Origin of the sequence: Blautia argi, assembly GCF_003287895.1 — a bacterium.
GTDB classification, from domain to species: Bacteria; Bacillota; Clostridia; order Lachnospirales; family Lachnospiraceae; genus Blautia; species Blautia argi.
Map to the genome: position 1 here is coordinate 2,809,389 of NZ_CP030280.1, position 18,090 is coordinate 2,827,478.

The 18,090-nt window shown below is 43.9% G+C and carries 15 protein-coding genes, 2 pseudogenes and 1 other annotated feature; of the genes and pseudogenes, 1 reads left to right on the forward strand and 16 read right to left on the reverse strand.

The features are described 5' to 3' along the window. Nucleotides 1-3 precede the first annotated feature (3 nt). The 16 genes and pseudogenes from DQQ01_RS13625 to clpB all read right to left on the reverse strand — a co-directional run bounded on the left by DQQ01_RS13625 (nucleotide 4) and on the right by clpB (nucleotide 17,117). Nucleotides 4-1,491 carry a SpoIIE family protein phosphatase gene (locus DQQ01_RS13625; protein ID WP_111920460.1) on the reverse strand — a complete coding sequence of 496 codons (1,488 nt, stop codon included), beginning with the start codon at nucleotides 1,489-1,491 and terminating at the stop codon, nucleotides 4-6. Nucleotides 1,492-1,616: 125 nt separating this feature from the next. Continuing rightward, complete coding sequence (locus DQQ01_RS13630; RefSeq protein WP_242980406.1) at nucleotides 1,617-1,919, reverse strand: FtsB family cell division protein; 303 nt, start codon at nucleotides 1,917-1,919, stop codon at nucleotides 1,617-1,619. Then, the gene (yabQ, locus tag DQQ01_RS13635) at nucleotides 1,870-2,358 is read right to left on the reverse strand and encodes a spore cortex biosynthesis protein YabQ (protein WP_111920461.1); all 489 of its coding nucleotides are present in this window, start codon (nucleotides 2,356-2,358) and stop codon (nucleotides 1,870-1,872) included. Before yabQ ends, DQQ01_RS13630 begins: the two co-directional genes overlap by 50 nt. 3 nt (nucleotides 2,359-2,361) lie before the next feature. Beyond that, on the reverse strand, nucleotides 2,362-2,646 hold the full coding sequence (gene yabP / locus DQQ01_RS13640) for a sporulation protein YabP (RefSeq protein ID WP_111920960.1): 285 nt from the start codon (nucleotides 2,644-2,646) through the stop codon (nucleotides 2,362-2,364). A gap of 75 nt (nucleotides 2,647-2,721) precedes the next feature. Continuing rightward, nucleotides 2,722-2,961: an RNA-binding S4 domain-containing protein gene (locus tag DQQ01_RS13645; protein ID WP_111920961.1), complete on the reverse strand. Its 240-nt coding sequence runs from the start codon at nucleotides 2,959-2,961 to the stop codon at nucleotides 2,722-2,724. A gap of 140 nt (nucleotides 2,962-3,101) precedes the next feature. Beyond that, entirely contained in the window at nucleotides 3,102-3,377 is a 276-nt protein-coding gene (locus DQQ01_RS13650) for a non-specific DNA-binding protein Hbs (protein ID WP_111920462.1), read from the reverse strand. A 174-nt stretch (nucleotides 3,378-3,551) separates the two neighbouring features. Further along, nucleotides 3,552-5,288 carry a phospho-sugar mutase gene (locus tag DQQ01_RS13655; protein WP_111920463.1) on the reverse strand — a complete coding sequence of 579 codons (1,737 nt, stop codon included), beginning with the start codon at nucleotides 5,286-5,288 and terminating at the stop codon, nucleotides 3,552-3,554. Between the two features lie 100 nt (nucleotides 5,289-5,388). Then, nucleotides 5,389-6,369 (reverse strand): YutH/CotS family kinase-like spore coat protein, encoded by a 981-nt coding sequence (locus DQQ01_RS13660; RefSeq protein ID WP_111920464.1) that lies wholly within the window; start codon nucleotides 6,367-6,369, stop codon nucleotides 5,389-5,391. Between the two features lie 84 nt (nucleotides 6,370-6,453). Continuing rightward, nucleotides 6,454-7,773, reverse strand: coding sequence for a CCA tRNA nucleotidyltransferase (locus tag DQQ01_RS13665; RefSeq protein WP_111920465.1), 1,320 nt, complete (start codon nucleotides 7,771-7,773; stop codon nucleotides 6,454-6,456). Between the two features lie 2 nt (nucleotides 7,774-7,775). Further along, nucleotides 7,776-9,215, reverse strand: coding sequence for a proline--tRNA ligase (gene proS / locus DQQ01_RS13670; RefSeq protein ID WP_111920466.1), 1,440 nt, complete (start codon nucleotides 9,213-9,215; stop codon nucleotides 7,776-7,778). A gap of 60 nt (nucleotides 9,216-9,275) precedes the next feature. Beyond that, nucleotides 9,276-9,513 (reverse strand) — a binding site (T-box leader). 142 nt (nucleotides 9,514-9,655) lie between these two features. Further along, entirely contained in the window at nucleotides 9,656-11,680 is a 2,025-nt protein-coding gene (locus tag DQQ01_RS13675) for an FtsX-like permease family protein (protein ID WP_111920467.1), read from the reverse strand. Then, nucleotides 11,670-12,437 carry an ABC transporter ATP-binding protein gene (locus DQQ01_RS13680; RefSeq protein WP_111920468.1) on the reverse strand — a complete coding sequence of 256 codons (768 nt, stop codon included), beginning with the start codon at nucleotides 12,435-12,437 and terminating at the stop codon, nucleotides 11,670-11,672. Before DQQ01_RS13680 ends, DQQ01_RS13675 begins: the two co-directional genes overlap by 11 nt. Before the next feature lie 96 nt (nucleotides 12,438-12,533). Beyond that, nucleotides 12,534-13,547, reverse strand: coding sequence for a sensor histidine kinase (locus DQQ01_RS13685; RefSeq protein WP_111920469.1), 1,014 nt, complete (start codon nucleotides 13,545-13,547; stop codon nucleotides 12,534-12,536). Beyond that, on the reverse strand, nucleotides 13,544-14,212 hold the full coding sequence (locus tag DQQ01_RS13690; protein ID WP_111920470.1) for a response regulator transcription factor: 669 nt from the start codon (nucleotides 14,210-14,212) through the stop codon (nucleotides 13,544-13,546). Before DQQ01_RS13690 ends, DQQ01_RS13685 begins: the two co-directional genes overlap by 4 nt. A 120-nt stretch (nucleotides 14,213-14,332) precedes the next feature. Continuing rightward, a complete protein-coding gene (locus tag DQQ01_RS13695; RefSeq protein WP_111920471.1) occupies nucleotides 14,333-14,506 on the reverse strand; it encodes a DUF4250 domain-containing protein in 174 nt (57 codons plus the stop codon). A 12-nt stretch (nucleotides 14,507-14,518) separates the two neighbouring features. Next, a pseudogene (gene clpB, locus DQQ01_RS18250) lies at nucleotides 14,519-17,117 on the reverse strand (ATP-dependent chaperone ClpB). 317 nt (nucleotides 17,118-17,434) lie between these two features. Here clpB and DQQ01_RS18255 point away from each other — a divergent pair. Continuing rightward, nucleotides 17,435-17,779: pseudogene (locus DQQ01_RS18255) on the forward strand (IS1634 family transposase); the annotation flags it as partial. Between the last annotated feature and the right edge of the window lie 311 nt (nucleotides 17,780-18,090).

Here is an 18,090-nt window from a genome sequence, read left to right on the forward strand (position 1 = left end):
GTCTTATTTCCTCCATAATCCGGCTGTCAGCACAGTCATATCGTCCGTTGCCCGGTATTCACTGTATGTAAGCACCCGCTCTAAAATCCCCCGTCCCAACTCCTGCGCCGCATTTGCATGAGTCTGCAGAATAATCTCCTTCATCAGCTCCTCCGGTTCCTCCGGGGGCAGGGCGTCCAGCACACCGTCTGTCACCATAATAAGAAAATCTCCCTCGTACAGCTTCTTAGACGCAGATTCAAAATCCGCCTGCTGTACCAGCCCCAGCGCCAGACTGGTAGAGGAAATAGCTTCTACCCAGTGATCTCTCTTAATAAAGGTGGTTGCTGCTCCTGCTTTCAGGAAATGACACATACCGGAATACAAATCCACCATGGAAATATCCACAGTAGAAAACCTGCCGTTACGGTTCTTCAGATTCAGCACGGAATTTACCATTCGCGCTGCGGTTTCCCCGGAAAACCCCGCTTCTACCAACTGCTCCAGAGTGTCCACAATACTTTCGCTCTCCTGACATGCTTCCAGCCCGGAACCCATGCCGTCAGAAAGACACATGAAAAACTGCCCATTCTCCTCTGTGGTACAGGTGTAATTGTCCCCGGAAATGGTTTCCTTTTCCTTGGTAATCTTTGCAGCTCCATAGAGCATTTTAAAATTCACCTCTTCAGCAAAGCCCAGAATGGAAAACTCCTTGCTGATAAGTGTCTTTCCCTCTGTCCTTGCCACCATGCGAGTCCCACACAAGCCGGAAAGTACAGACGCTGCCTCTGCTGCACACACACAACCTCCGCCCTTTGTCTTCAGCTCTGCATAATACCGCAGTTTTCCGTCTGGCTGCTCCAAAAACCAGACATTCCTTACCAGTATATGTTTTTTCTTCAGTCTTCTGGCAAATTCCTCCCGAAACTGCACATCTGCCTCTGTCATGTCAAACAAATCTCTGGAAAGCATTTTCATAAGCTGCGCCATTTCTGAAAGCTGCTCTGCCACTGCCATGCGGTTTTCCAAAAGCTTGTTGTTCCAGATCAGGTTCTGTCTTTCCCGCTCCATAAGCCGTTCTGCTTCCTGCACCAGTTTTCCCTGGCTGATACAGACTCCTGTCAGGTCTGCCCTTACTTTTCGAAAGGCTTCCTCATCATTTTCCTCCATAACACGAAGCAGGTGATAAACTCTCTGATAAGACTGTACAGACTGCTGCTTCCAGCAGACCTGGTTTAAGTGACATCTGCGGCACACTCCCTCCTGTACCTCTGATACCATGGCATCAATTTCTGATGCGGAAAGATAATCCTTCCGATAGGGCAATCCGTAAAAACTGTCTGCCAGCTTCTGAAAAGAATCTGCATAGCGCTGCATTTTTTCTTTCTGCGGGTGCCGGTCATAAGCCAAGGCTGCCGCACTTTTCTTCGTTTCCGAAAAAATAGTTTTTGCCATGTCCCGTAATATAAGCAGTACACTGATTACGAGCATGGCAATAATCCATTCCTGCATCTCGTTCCCTCCCTGCATAAGCAACCGCTATCCATGGAGTATTATAGATGCTTTTGTTCTCAAACTTTGTCAAAAACCGTCTTCCTGCACAAAAAACTTTCAGACAAAATCGGCCTTTTTGTGTGCTATTTTTCCTCTTCCTTGAACACAATCTCATTATCCTTTACAAGCCCCAGCTTTTCTCTGGCAACCTCTGCCACATATTCGTCTGTGTCCATGCGTTCTTTTATCTCATCAATCTCTTTTGTACGTTCTTTCTCTTCTTCCATCTGGCTTTCCACTGCCTTTATCTCTGTCCTGCAGTCTGAAATCTGCTGCTGCAGCTTCAGGCTCTTTGTCATCATGGCAATAAACAGGACTGCCACAACAAAGGTAATACTAAGCATTGCGATTTTGTTTTGGGAATTTCTCTTTTTTCTTTTCTTCATTTTTCCATTTCCTGATTTTCTGCATAGCCTTTTGTTCATATAGGGAAATTTTAACTCTATCCCATAGAAATTTCAACCTTTTTCTCCACTTTCCAAGAGGTTTTGCCGCCAACCTCAGAAAACGGAATATTTCTCTGAAAATACGGGTTAAAAACTCTGCCAGCACTCTTCCCGGCCCTATGTGGAAAACAAAGGCGCCCAGACACACGGACAGCAGTACATAGCTTCGGATAACGCCGTCATTCCCCTGGTAAATCATTCGAAACAGGTACAAAGCTACACAGCACCAGTAAACAATGTCCTCCATACCGATAAGAAAAGATCTGTGGGAAACCAGATTCCGAAAAACAAGGAGCAGCTCATAGCCTGCTGCCAGGCACACCCCGGACCAGAAAGCCCGGCAAAAGAAAAGCAGTTCTTCCTGCATATAGGCGCTCATGCCCTATCCCAAAAGCCTTTTCAGCATACCTTCTCCGCCTTTGGCTTTTGCAATTCCCTGACTGTATGCCAGACTATCCACCCTTCCTGCAAGATCGATCTCCTGCTTTTCCAGATCCAGCCTGGTTACATGAAGCTCCTCGCCCTTTATCATCAGCACACCTTCCTCTGTCACCAGACTGATTTCCTTTTCGTCAAAGGAATTGACGTCCTTTACGCCCGTGACCGTACCTGTACTTCTGTCTGTAATCTGAATTTTATGAACTGCTTTTCTCTGCTTTTCTTCCAAAACTGCCTTCCCCCATACCAATCTTCCTGAAAAGATTATATGGGGCAAAAGGGAAAAATATGCTGCTTTCGGATTTTACAGATACTTAAACAAATCTCCTGCTGCCTCTTTCTTAACAGTCTCCTGCACATCCAACACCTCTACGCGGACATTCTTGCTTCCGAAACGGATTTCCAGAATATCCCCTGCCTTCACCTGAGCAGATGCCTTGGCAGGCTTGTCATTAATCAGTACCCTGCCTGCATCACAGGCCTCGTTTGCTACGGTTCTGCGCTTAATCAGTCTGGATACTTTCAAATACTTATCTAATCTCATACTCTCGCTCCCTTTATATAAATCCGCATATAAAAAGAAAGGGGCGCTGTACACAGAGCCTTCCGAACCCCTATCCTGCAAAGCATATGGTTTCCCGGAAGCTGCTTTGTGCAACAGCACCTCTCTCTTTCCTGCATTTCTTAAGCGTTTACTAAATCTTTTAAAGCCTTTCCTGCTTTGAACTTCGGAGATTTAGATGCTGCAATTGTCATGGTTTCACCTGTCTGAGGATTTCTTCCCTCTCTTGCTGCTCTTTCAGAAACTTCAAAAGTACCGAATCCAACCAACTGGATTTTTTCACCTTTCTGCATTTCTTCGGATACAACATCAATAAAAGCCTTTAAAGCTGATTCTGCATCTTTTTTGGATAACTGTGATTTTTCTGCCATAGCAGCAACTAATTCTGTTCTGTTCATGAGTATTTCCTCCTAAATAATTTAGCCTTGCAGAAAAGCCTGCCGTGGCGGCGCCTCCTGCTTCTGATACATCTTAAAGTCACCGCTTCTTCCTGCGGTCTACAGATATTTATACCCTGTTTCCACAGGTTTGTCAAGCATATTACCGTGTTCTTTGCAGGAGATTTGCGGTATTTACATCATTTTGTCAATGAGTGCCTTTACTTCTTTTCCAAGGGCTGCTGATTTTGCATCTGCGTCCTCTAAAGAGTTTCCCTTGATGCCATAATAAATCTTAATCTTCGGCTCTGTACCGGAAGGACGAACGCAAACCCATGCGTCATCGTTCAGGTCATAATACAGCACATTGGAGCTTGGAAGTCCGGTTGTCTTTACTTCCTTTGTTTCCATGTTCACAATGGTGTCTGCCTTGTAATCTCTTGCAGAAAGTACCTTGTAGCTGCCGATTTCTGCCGGAGGATTCTTTCTTAAATTCTCCAGGATTGTCTGAATTTTTTCCAGTCCCTCTATACCTTTTAATGTAATAGACTGAATATCATCTTTGTAATAGCCGTATTTTTCATACATGGCAATCATAGCGTCCCAAAGTGTCATGTTCTTTGTCTTATAGTAAGCTGCTGCCTCGCACAGAGCCATAGTTGCCACAATCGCGTCCTTATCTCTTGCATGTGTGCCAATCAGACAGCCGTAGCTTTCCTCGAAGCCAAAGAGATAAGTGCCTTCACCCTTTGTTTCAAAGCCCAGAATCTGCTGTCCGATATACTTAAAGCCTGTCAGCACTTCAATGAATCTTACGCCATAGTATTTTGCAATAGCTGCTGCCATGTTGGTGGTAACAATGGTAGAAATCATAGCGCCGTCAGCCGGAAGAGAGCCGTTTATCTCTTTTCTCTGTCCGATTTCATAGTCTGCCAGCAGGCAACCGGACATATTTCCGGTAAGAGTATGATATTCTCCTGTCTTGCTGTCTTTCACACGCACGCCCAGACGGTCTGCATCAGGGTCTGTAGCCAGTACTAAATCTGCGTCTACTTCCTTTGCCAGCTTCAGTCCCAGGTCAAAGGCTTCGTCTGCCTCAGGATTCGGATAGCTGACTGTAGGAAATTCTCCGTCAGGAAGCTCCTGCTCTTTTACTACATATACATTTTCAAAGCCCAGCTCCTTTAACACACGTCTTGCAGGAATATTTCCTGTTCCATGAAGAGGGCTGTATACGATTTTCAGTTCCTTTGCCATGTCTTTGATCGCGTCCATGTGCAGAACCTGGCTCTTTAACTCTTCCATGTAAGCATCGTCAATTTCCTGACCGATAACCACGAAAAGTCCTGCTTCTTTTGCAGCTTCCTCATTCATGGTCTTTACTGTATTGTAATCGGTTACTTTCTGAACTTCGCCCATAATACCGGTATCATGAGGCGGTGTAATCTGTGCCCCGTCTTCCCAGTATACCTTATAACCATTGTATTCCGGCGGGTTATGGCTTGCTGTAATATTAATACCTGCAATACAGCCTAATTTGCGTACAGCAAAGGACAGTTCCGGTGTCGGTCTTAAAGAATCAAAAATATAAGCCTTTATGCCGTTTGCAGCCAGACAAAGAGCTGCTTCCTTTGCAAATTCCGGTGACATACGGCGGGAATCATGAGCAATGGCAACACCTTTAGCCTGTCCGCCCACGGCTGCAATATAATTTGCCAGCCCCTGTGTGGTCTTTCTGACTGTATAGATATTCATACGGTTTGTACCTGCACCGATAACGCCGCGCAGACCTGCTGTGCCGAACTCCAGATCTTTATAAAAACGTTCCTTGATTTCATTTTCATCCTTTTCAATGGCTTTTAACTCTGCTTTTGTATTTTCATCAAAATACGGATTTGCCAGCCACTCTTCATAAAGTTTTTTATAATCCATCTCTATTACCTCCCTGTGCAGACTTCTCCTGCACTTCTTTTGTGGATATTATACACTATCACAAATCAAATTTCAAATCCTGCACGGACTTTTATTCTGTTTACAATAGCATTTTTCCCGAAAAATTCTGCCATTTTTCATACTGTGCCATTAGCTTTTTCAGCTTCTCCAGATTTTTTTCCGAAATCCAGGCTTTGTTGTGGGTATAATAATAGTTAGCCAGCTTCCAGTATTTCTCCGGATAGGAAAAACGAAGCGCCAGATATTCCTTTTCAGCTTCAGAAAGCGGACGAACTGCCTCATAGCTTTCCAGAAGCTTTTGTCCCAGCTTCAGATTCCAGTCATGCTTTTCCAGGATTTTTCTCATAAACTGATACAAATCTGCTGCCTGTACATCGAATCCCCATTTGTCAAAATTCGTCACTGCTACATGTTCCTTATCACTTAAAATCCAAACATTGTGCTGATTGTATTCTCCATGGCAGATACTTCCCTGTTCCAATGCCCATGTTCTTAACTGCTCATAGCCTGAATGCTCCAATCTATAAAGCGCAGCCTCCGCGTGTCCCAGAAAACAACGGATACTGTCCAGGAAGCGCAGTTCAAAATCATTCTTTTTCTTCTTGACAGACACAAATTTGCGGATTTTTCGAAGTTCTGCATTATGCCTTTGATACTCTCGAATCAGAGATTCTCTGACATAATGACTCTGTACCGGCATTTTCATCACTTTATGTAAACTTGCCAGAGCCGCCGCTCCGGTACAGACATCTCCCTCATAACGGGCATCGCATTCTCTGCCCTCAAACCAGCGTTTCACAATATACGCTGTATTTTCCCTGTCTACAGAGATATAGGCCCCCTCCTGATTGGGAAGAAGCTCATCTACAAACACCTGGCATTTCCCGGCTATCTCAGACAAAAGAACAGCCTGGTTCTCCAGCTTCCTGGGTGTCCCGCAAAATTCTCTTATCAGCACTCTTCCTTCCTCTGTTTCACAGATTATGGCTCCTCTTGTACGGTACACGGCAGTGGATTCCAGGCCGTATTGCTCTAAGATACTTAATCCATGGTCATACACTTGCTTTTCCTCCTTTTACTCCTGCTTCGCGCTCTTTTCATTCTATGCAGGAATCAGAAGGGTTAGAAGCCATGCAGACTGTGATTATTTTATCCTTGAAAGCAAATATTCTTTTGTATTTTTTTCCGGCTCTTCCAGAACCAGCTCCAGAAACCCATTTAAGGTTTCTCCTATCTCTTTTCCCGGCTTCATGCCTGCTGCAATCAGGTCTTTGCCGGATACTGCCAACATTTTGACAGAAATACACTCTTCTTTTTCCAGGATTTCCTCATAAAGCCGAAGGCTCTCAGCCAGACGCCCCAACTTTTCTTCCCTGCAATAATCGCTCTGCGCCATAACGTCTGCCCTGCGAATTTTTAAAAGTACAGGGAAAAGTTCTGGTGTCATTTTGCTCAGGACTTTTCTGATGGATTTCGGTGTGCATTCCCAGGGACATTCATGCCAGTATACCAATTCTGTAACCTTGCGTATGGTGTCATTGTCAAACCGCAGTCTGCGTAAAATCTTTCCCGCCAGCTCTGCGCTGACCTTCGGGTGTCCGTGAAAATGGTCTATTCCGTTTTGATCCGTGGTTTTCATAAGGGGTTTCCCCATGTCATGGAACAATACGGCAAGGCGCTGCACCTTATCCGCCTCTGTATATGCCAGCGCCTTTAAGGTATGTTCTCCCACACTGCCGAAATGATGGGGATTTTTCTGCTCAGTGGCCATCATTTCGTCAAATTCCGGCAGCACAATTTGGGTAATCCCCAGTTCCCAGGCTGTCCTTAAGCATTCCGGGTGGGCGGATACCAAAAGCTTGACAAGTTCTGTCTGGATTCGCTCTGCACTGATTCTGCGAAGGGTAGGTGCCAGCTTCTTTGCCCAATGGGCGGTGTCCCCCTCTATGGAAAAGCCAAGCTGGGCGGAAAAACGCACGGCTCTTAAAATCCGCAGGGCATCTTCTGTAAACCGTTCCTCCGGATTGCCCACACATCGGACAATTTTCCCTTCCAAATCCCGGATCCCGCCAAAGACATCTACCAGCCCTGTTTTATCATTATAAGCCATGGCATTTATGGTAAAATCCCTGCGTTTTAAATCCTCTTCCAGATTCCCGGTAAAAATCACTTCTTTGGGATGACGACTGTCCTCATACTCCCCGTCAATCCGGTAAGTAGTAACCTCAAAACCCTCTTTTTCCACAAGCACGGTCACGGTTCCGTGCTGCAGTCCTGTGTCTACGGTTCTCCTGAAAATCGATTTTACCTCCATGGGCCTTGCAGAGGTTGTAATATCCCAATCCGCGGGAGAACGACGAAGGAGGCTGTCACGAACACAGCCCCCTACCGCATAAGCATCATATCCGTGTTCCTGCAAAGCCCTGATAATCATCTGTACCTTTTCCGGAACTTCAATCTTCATAATTAATATGCGCGCCCCCAGTAAACCATTTTTTTCGCAGGTTTTCCGCAGACAACACATTTGTCAGACAGGTTTTCCTGCTCAAAAGGAATACATCTGGAGGTTGCCTGTACGTCTTCTTTAATCTTGTCCTCACATTCTCTGCAGCCGCACCACATAGCCTTTACAAAACCAGGCTTTTCTTCCACGGTCTTTTTAAAAGTTTCATAGTCTGTTGCCTCATAGGTATGGGCTTCTCTGTGTGCTCTGGCTCTTTCTAACATATCCTTCTGCATGGTATCCAGAATCTGCTGTACGCTTTCTGCCAGATTATCAAGAGAAACCATAATCTTTTCTCTGGTATCTCTTCTTACCACAACTGCCTGATTGGCTTCCATATCCTTTGGACCGCACTCAATACGAACCGGAATACCTCTCATTTCCTGCTCTGCAAACTTGAATCCCGGACTCTTGTCTGTCATGTCTGTCTTCACGCGAATACCTGCTGCCTTTAACTGTGCCTGCAGCTTTTCTGCATTTTCCAGTACGCCTTCTTTTCTCTGCTGAATCGGAATAATCACTGCCTGTACCGGTGCAATTCTCGGAGGCAGAACCAGACCGCTGTTATCTCCGTGTACCATGATGATTGCTCCAATCATACGGGTTGTCATACCCCAGGAAGTCTGGTGTACATACTGCAGTTTATTTTCTTTGTCTGTGTACTGAATACCGAAAGCCTTTGCAAAGCCATCGCCAAAGTTATGGCTGGTACCGGACTGCAGCGCCTTTCCGTCATGCATCAGGGATTCAATGGTATAAGTTGCCTCTGCGCCTGCAAATTTCTCCTTGTCTGTTTTCTTTCCTTTGATAACTGGAATCGCCAGCACTTCTTCACAGAAATCCGCATAGAGATTCAGCATCTGTATGGTTCTCTCTTCCGCTTCTTCTGCGGTTGCATGTGCGGTGTGTCCCTCCTGCCACAAAAATTCTCTGGAGCGAAGGAAGGGTCTTGTGGTCTTTTCCCAACGCACAACTGAACACCACTGGTTATATACCTTCGGTAAATCTCTATGGGACTGGATATCCTTTGCATAAAAATCGCAGAACAGAGTTTCAGAGGTAGGACGCACACAAAGTCTTTCCTGTAAAGGTTCCAGACCGCCGTGTGTCACCCATGCAACCTCTGGTGCAAAACCTTCTACATGGTCTTTTTCCTTCTGAAGCAGACTTTCCGGAATAAACATTGGCAGATATACATTCTCCACCCCTGTTTCCTTAAATCTTCTGTCCAGTTCATGCTGAATATTCTCCCAGATTGCATAACCTGCAGGCTTAATCACCATACAGCCCTTTACACTGGTATAATCAATCAAATCCGCTTTTTTTACTACATCTGTGTACCATTGTGCAAAATCTTCTTCCATAGAGGTAATGGCCTCTACCAGCTTTTTGTTGTTTGCCATAATTTTTCTCCTTTTTCATAATCATTGTAAAAAACAAAAAAAGACACTCTCAGCCCTGTCCTCAGGGACCGATATGTCTTCGTTTCGGCGGTACCACCCTTATTAGCCGTCCTATGTCTTTCTATATCAAAAAATCCGGACTGCTCACTTCCTTTGCTTTTTTAACGCCAAAGCCCGCGTTCTGCTTTCGCAGACAGCTCCGAGGCAGGTTCTGTATCCTTCCCACAAAGACCTTTCACCAGACAGCCTTCTCTCTTTAGAGTTCCGTTTACATACTAATCCTCTTCTTCGCCTGTTTCTTCCTTTTTTCATTTCAGGACAGGGGTTTTCCGGGCAATCGCCGGAAAACCTTCTGCTGTGTTAAATTCTATTGGAATTTACAGGGTTTGTCAAGAGGTCTTCAGAGATTCCCCTTGCAATTTTTCTCCAAAATGCTATTCTTATGACTTTCCTTCCACAATTCTCTCACTGCAGATTTGTGCCACCAGAAAATAACCTCCGTAAATCACCAGCACCAACACTGCGGCAATACTAATTCCCGGTAAAATGCTTCCTGTGTCATAAATGGAAATCATTTCTTTACACACCTGAATCCCGAAAACAGAATGAATCCCTGCAACTGCCAGCGGAAAAGCAAAGAACATACCGTTTTGCTTTTGCAGGGCTTTTCGGATTTTCCCATTTTCACACCCCAGCTTCTGTAGAGTATCATATTTCTCTCTGCTGTCTGCTGCGTCTGAGAGCATTTTCAGCGCCAGAATCGCTGCTCCTGAAATCAAAAAGCTGATTCCCAGATACAATCCCAGGAAAATAAACATGGCGCTGCTTCCAATGGCATCATCAAAAATCTGAGATTGGGTAGAAACAAAAATCTGGGCGTGTGTACTTCTTTGAGGGTTCATACGTTTGGCTAAATGCAAATCCATTTCCTCTCGAAATTCCCTGCTGTCCTTTTTATAAGAAGCTGCAAAGTAGTTTTTCGCCCTTTGGGCTTCTGTAATCTCCACGCTGTCCGGCATAAGCAGAAACACTTCATTGGTTCTGTCATAATTCATCACCATAAAACCACGCTTTACCTGGTCATACTTTGCATGATACGTTTTCCCTTTCAGTTCTAGTGTCTGATTATACTGTAATCCTTTATCATACAGATTTTCCTGGTCTTCTGCCGTATTGGTGAGAGTGATGTATTCGTCTTCCTCCAGTTCATAGGCAGGCAGATGATAAAGCGCCGCCATTTTATTGTAATCACTAATAGGAATGATTTCTATCTGCTCTTCCCCAAACTGCTTGGCATAATAAGCTCCGTAGCTTTTTTTAATCTGCTCATAGTAATCTCCCCACAGAATTTTTCGTGTAATTTCCGGACTTCTATAACTGAAAATCTCTGCCTGCTTCTTTACATTTCCTTCCAGCGCCTTTTCCTCTTTCACAATCTCTCCTATGGTCTGTTCATCTGTCATTTCCTTTGACATGGACACAGAAACAGGCGCCAGTTCCCTTGCTTCCTTTTCCTTATACTCTTTTCTTGTAAAGACGGTTGATAAAATACAAATCGTAAGAAAAATCAGCAGACAAATCACGGTTTCTGAAACTACTGTGGAATTTATTTTGTTGGAAATCTCTCCCACGGTAAAGGAATTTAATCCCTTTCTGTAAATTCCGGGCATTTTTTTCAAAACTGCTGCAAAAAATCCGGCTGCAGACCAAAAGACCAGAAAGGTTCCGACGCACCCCAGCAAAATCTGCATCATAACATCAGCCTCTGTTTCCAGATTTCCGCTGTTTGCCGTCACATTATAATATGCCAGTCCTAAAATTACCCAGGCAACGAGAAACAGAATCACACAAAGCGCCGGATTTTTCAGAAGATTCCGTTCCTTCCTTTGCTTTGCAGAAAGAAAATGAATCAGCCTTGCCCGGCTTATGATAAGGGTCTGAAAAACCATGACTACAAGATAAATTACCAGAAAATACAAAATAGATTTTCCCACTGCCTTTCCGGAAACTACGAAGCGAAATTTGGACATATCCGCTTCAAAAAGATAAGAAGCCAAAAGGGATACAAACTGCGAAAGCCCCATTCCTACTACCAGTCCTGCCGCAAGAGAAATCATTCCCATAAACACGGTTTCCAGACAGAGCATGCCTGCCACCTGGCGTTTTTTCATTCCCAGTATCAGATAAATGCCAAATTCCTCTTTTCGCCTCTTTAGCATAAAGCCGCTAGCATAGACAATCAGATAGCCCAAAATAAAAGAAATCAGCAGGCTGACGCCTTCCAAAATCGTGTTCATCATTTCAATAATATTTGCCTTTGTCCTGGTGACTTCCATCATCACAGTCTGGGTTTCAATGGCATTAAAAATATAAAATACTGCGATTCCCAGAATCAGGGTAAAAAAGTAAATCGAATAATCCCGTATACTCTTTTTGAAATTTTTCAGGGACAGCTTAAACAACATGGTTTAAATCACCTCCCAAAAGAGAAATCACATGGATAATCCGGTCAAAAAATTCCTTCCTGCTGTCCTTCCCCCTTCTCAGCTCATGAAACAGCTTTCCGTCCTTCATGAACAACACCCTTTGGGTATAGCTGGCGGAAAAGGCATCGTGAGTCACCATTAAAATCGTAGCGTCTAAATCCGTGTTCATGTACTGCAGGCTTCCGAGAAGCATGCCTGCACTCTGGGAATCCAAAGCCCCGGTAGGTTCATCTGCCAGAATCAGGGCAGGCTCTGTCACCATGGCTCTTGCACAGGCGCAACGTTGCTTTTGTCCCCCGGACATTTCATAGGGATATTTTTGAAAAACATCTGTAATATTCAGCTTTTCCCCCATTTCCTTCACCTTTTTCTCAACTATCTCCGGCTTCTCATTTTGAATCTGCAGCGCCAGCGCAATATTGTCAAAGGCAGTCAGTGTATCCAGAAGATGAAAATCCTGAAACACAAACCCCAACTGTCTGCGGCGAAATTTCATCAGCTTATTTCCTTTTAATTTGGTGACTTCCTCCTGATTTATAAAAATGTGTCCTCCGGTCACCCGGTCAATGGTGGAAATGCAGTTTAAAAGCGTCGTTTTACCTGAACCGCTGGCGCCCATAATTGCTGTAAATTCCCCTTTTTCCATGGTAAAGCTAATGTCATTGACCGCTTTCGTCAGACTGGATTTACTTCCATAATATTTAATAAGATTTTGAATCTCTAATAAATGTTCCATGTTTTTTGTTCCTTTCCTGTTTCATGCCCCTATTATAGGAAGAAAGGGGAAAGAAATCCATGGCTTTGTATTACAAAATCTTACATCTGTGTAAGATTACAAAAGCTCTATAAAAGAATTTTCCATAAAGGTCAAAATAAGCTCTGTGTATACCCCCTCCTCGGACTCAAGTTCCAAACTGTGTCCCAGCCTTTCACAAAGGGTTTTACAAAGATACAGTCCCATTCCTGTAGATGCCTGTCCCTTTCTTCCGTTCTCTCCGGTAAAAGATTTTTCAAACACCTTGGGCAAATCCTGCCTTGGGATTCCCAGCCCGTTATCCCGGACATGCAGCTTTACCCAATGTTCTCCCTGTTCGCTCCAAAACTCTATGCAGGCCTCTTTCTCCTTTTTGTATTTCACCGCATTACTTAAAATCTGTCCCAGCATAAACTGCAGCCACTTCCCGTCCGTACATACAACTGCCTCCTGTGTGTTCTGTATGACCTTTATATGGTTTAAAATCAGACTGTCCTTGTGTTCTGCAATGGTTCTGTCTGTCAATTCTTTCAGGGAATATTTCTGTATAAGGTAATCCTTTTCCGGAACCTCACTGCGTAGATAATAAAGCACCTGCTCCACATGACTTTCAATACGGCTTATCTGTTCCTTTAAAGCTCTGCCAGATTCGCCTCTGTACTCATGCAACATCAGCCTGATGCTGGAAATAGGGAGCTTTACCTCATGTACCCAGGTTTCCACATATCGCTTAAATGCATTATTTCTGCGTATCTGTCCGAAAATCTCATCGTTCATGGATTTCTGCATTTCTCTCATGGTCTGACAGAAAATCTGTCCTTCCAGAAATTCCGGCTCTTCCAGCATTTCCATAAGCAGATATTTTTCCTTCAGATTTTTTTGCTGATTCTTCATCTGCGTATAAAACCTCTGTTTTCTTTTGTAATCACAGAACAAAATACCTGCCCCTGACAGACACTCTGCCAGAAGAAGAAACACCTGCAGGGCAAAGGGTGCGCGAAACAACAGGCACACGCCTTGTAAAACTGCCATGGTTCCCAGTTGTATTCCCAGAACAAACCAATGATCCTTTATATAATTTTTGAAATTCATATCAGTATATATCCCTGCCCTCTCCTGGTTTCTATCCTGCCAGAAATTCCTACCTCCTCCATACGTTTTCTGAGTCGGTTGATATTTACCGTCAGAGTATTATCGTCCACAAAAGCATTGCAGTCCCATAAATAGTCCATCAGTTCATCTCTGGACACAATATTTCCCTGATGCTTCATCAGATAATGAAGAACAGACATTTCATTTTTAGAAAGTATAACCGCTCTTTCTTCATATGCCAGAGTGCTTCGCAGCAGATTCAGCCGCATGCCTGCGTATTCCAGTTCTTCCTTTTCTCTCTGCGGCTGTATACGCCTGAAAAGCGCTTCTATTTTCAAAAGCAGAAGAGCCGGATTATAGGGCTTTGTCATATAATCATCTGCCCCGTAGCTCATGGACAAAATTTCATCGGTTTCTCCTGTCTTGCTGGTTAACATAATGACCGGAAGATCTGATGTCTTCCGCAGATTCCGCAAAATTTCCTGTCCGTTAGTTCCCGGAAGAATAATGTCCAAAAGAACCAAATCCGGCTCTGCTTCCTTTATCCCCTCTTCTGCATGGAGAAAATCCTCCACACAAAACACCTGATATCCATTTTCTTCTAAAAGCCCCGCCAAGGCTCGGCGCAGCGTCTTATCGTCCTCTATTACCACTATCTTTTTCATAATCTTCTGTCCTCTCCTTTCCCAGTCCTCCTTCTATCATACTGCCACACGTATAGAAAAGAAAGCACAAAAAAAAGAGAGCCTCCCCATATATCCGCAATGGGAAAACTCTCTGTTTCCTTAAATAAACTGATTTCTGCCTGTATCGTATTCGTAATCAATCCCTGCCAGCTTTGCCGTAATTTCCTCTGCACTTAAACTTTTATCTTCGCAAAATGCTGCAAAGGATGGGTAAAAATCACGAAGTTGTGTATTGACATAGCTTAAAAGCATCACTGGGTCTTTTGGTATCATAGCTGCCTCCTGTCAGGAAAGCTGTCCCTTTTCTGCGTGAGCAGTCAGCTCTCCGTTTTCCACATCAATGACAATCCTGCTGTCTGTACTGATATCCCCGGAAAGAATCAGCTTCGCAGTCAGTGTTTCCACATATTTCTGCACATATCTCTTCAGTGGACGGGCACCGTACACAGGGTCATATCCGCCCTCAATAATATAATCTTTTGCAGCTTTTGTCAATTCCATAGATAACTCCTGGTCTTTTAATCTTCTGTTCAAATCTGCCATAAGCAAGTCTACAATACCACCGATATTGTCCTTTGTAAGAGGCTTAAACATAATGATTTCATCCAAACGGTTTAAAAATTCAGGACGGAAATGCCCTCTTAAGTCCCGCTCAACCGCTTCTCTTGCCTCCTGCTTAATCTCGCCGTTCTCTTCAATTCCTTCCAGAAGATACGGAGAACCGATATTGGAGGTCATAATAAGAATTGTGTTTTTAAAGTCTACGGTTCTGCCCTGAGAATCTGTAATTCTGCCATCGTCCAGCACCTGGAGAAGCACATTAAATACATCTGGGTGCGCCTTCTCAATTTCATCAAAAAGCACAACCGAATACGGCTTTCTTCTCACTGCCTCCGTAAGCTGTCCGCCTTCCTCATATCCCACATATCCTGGAGGCGCCCCGATGAGTCTGGATACAGAATATTTCTCCATATACTCGCTCATATCAATACGAACCATGTTCTGTTCATCATCAAACAGCGTTGCTGCCAGAGTCTTGGCAAGCTCTGTCTTACCAACTCCGGTTGGTCCCAGAAACAGGAAAGAACCAATAGGTTTTGTAGGATCTTTGATTCCCGCTTTAGAACGGATAATGGCGTCCGTTACCTTGGTAACACCCTCGTCCTGTCCAATCACCCGTTTGTGCAGCTCATCTTCCAAATGCAGAATTTTACTTCTTTCTCCTTCTGTCAGCTTTGCCACCGGAATTCCTGTCCAACGGGAAATAATTCTGGCAATTTCTTCGTCTGTAACGCTTTCGTGAACCAGAGATAAATCCTGATTTTTTACCCGCTCCTCTCTTCTGCTGCCAGCTGGTTCTGCAGCTTTGGAAGCTCTCCGTACTGCAGCCTTGCAGCCTCGTCTAAATCATAGTTTCTCTGAGCTTTCTGGATTTGATTGTTCATCTCCTCAATCTGCTCTCTTAATTTCTGCAGACGCTCTACCGTAGACTTCTCGTTATCCCACTGCGCCTTCTGAGTATTGAATGCATCCCGAAGCTCAGCCATTTCTTTCTGCAAATCCACCAGACGATCCTGGCTTAAACGGTCGTTTTCTTTTTTCAGCGCAGCCTCTTCAATTTCCATCTGCATGATTTTTCTGCGCATTTCGTCCAGCTCTGTAGGCATGGAATCCAGCTCTGTCTTAATCAGCGCGCATGCCTCGTCAACCAAATCAATGGCTTTATCCGGCAGGAAACGGTCGCTATATAGCGGTCTGATAAGGTTGCGGCAGCTACCAGAGCGCTGTCTGTAATCTTTACGCCATGAAAGACCTCATATCTCTCCTTTAAGCCACGAAGAATGGAAATGGTATCCTCCACCGTCGGCTCATCGACCAGAACCGGCTGGAAACGACGTTCCAAAGCCGCATCTTTCTCAATATATTTGCGGTATTCGTCCAGAGTAGTAGCGCCGATACAGTGCAATTCGCCTCTTGCCAGCATAGGCTTTAACATATTTCCTGCGTCCATGGCACCGTCTGTCTTCCCTGCGCCTACAATCAGATGCAGCTCATCAATAAAGAGAATAATCTGGCCTTCGCTCTTTCTGACCTCTTCCAGAACAGCTTTTAAACGTTCCTCAAATTCACCTCTGTATTTAGCTCCGGCTACCAGAGCGCCCATATCCAGGGCAAAAATTTTCTTGTCCTTTAAGCCGTCAGGTACATCACCCTGTACAATCCTCTGAGCAAGGCCTTCTACTGCCGCTGTTTTACCAACGCCCGGTTCTCCGATAAGCACGGGATTGTTCTTTGTCTTTCTGGACAAAATCCGAATCACATTCCGAATTTCACTGTCCCTGCCAATAACCGGATCCAACTTCTGTTCTCTTGCTTTTTCCACTAAATCCTGACCATATTTGTTTAAAGTATCATAAGTAACCTCCGGATTGTCTGTGGTAACTCTCTGATTTCCCCTTACTGTGCTCAATGCCTGTAAAAATCGTTCTTTTGTAATTCCGTATTCCTGCCAGATTTTCTTCATCGTGGGGCTTGGATTGTTCAGAAGAGCCAAAAACAGATGCTCTACGGAAACATATTCATCTCCCATATTTGCAGCCTCGTCCTCTGCGCTGACCAGGGCTTTGTTCAGATACTGACCAATGTAAGGCTGCCCACCGGACACCTTTGTCCTGGCGTTTAATGCCTGTTCTATGCGGTCCATGAAGTGTTCCTTCTGAATTTCCATTTTTTCAACGAGTTTCAAAATCAGGCTGTCCTCCTGATGTAAAAGGTTATATAGCAAATGCTCCTGCTCGACTTCCTGATTGCCGAATTCATATGCAGTCTTCTCTAAGTTCTGAACAGCCTGAAGTGATTTCTGTGTAAATTTTGTAATGTTCATAAAATCCCTCCGTTTTGGTTATTCTGTATTCAGAGTATCTCTGAATATTGCTCGCTTGTTCTATCTACGTTATAACAATATCACCAGCTACTAGCCATGTCAAGAGGTGAGTGCTAATTTTTTTAATAATTTTTTGGAGAACCCCTGAAAAAGCTTGATTTTACGGGCTTCACAGGGGTTTTTCACTTGCTTTCGCGCTCAATTTTCTTGATTTGACCACATTTTACGACAACGACTTATGGTTTATACCACAGCAGTCACAGTTTCCGGCAGGTTCATTATAGACATTCATGGTGATCTGTGCATCTGAATGTCCCATAGAAGAATGTTTCCGGAGTATGAAAACAGATTTTTCTGCAAGTTCTGTCTATTTACAGGATGAAAACCGGATCAAAGCACATTTTCTAATCTGTTTTCTTGCATTGACCATATACCGCTTCCTTGAGAAAAAACTGGATGCGAAATATACATGTGAAGAATTATTAGATGTTCTAAAAGAAATGAATTTCTCCGGAATACAGGAACAGGGATTTATTCCTTTATACAAACGAAAAAGAATTACGGATAATCTTCATGACGTCTGTGGTTTCTGAACAGATTATCAGTTCATAACCAAAAGTAAGATGAGAAATATTCAGAAAAAAAGTAAAGGGAAAGAATAAAATACTATAGTCCGCAACAACGGCAAAAATCGCTATAACCCAGTAAACATGAGGGATGCAGCGATTTTTTCTTTTTCTAACTGTCAAAGATGGGATTATAATCTCTCCATACAACACACTAATTTAATAATTCTTTCCGATTTACTACACCATTTTCGTATCAAACCACACCATTTTATGATATATTACGTCACTTTACTGTTTTTCAAAATCTTTCAAAGCACCAGCAAATACAAGGTTTCAAGAGGTTACATCAATTTATGGAAAAATGTTGTCAGAAAATCCAAACTTCTTTGGATAACCAAACATAC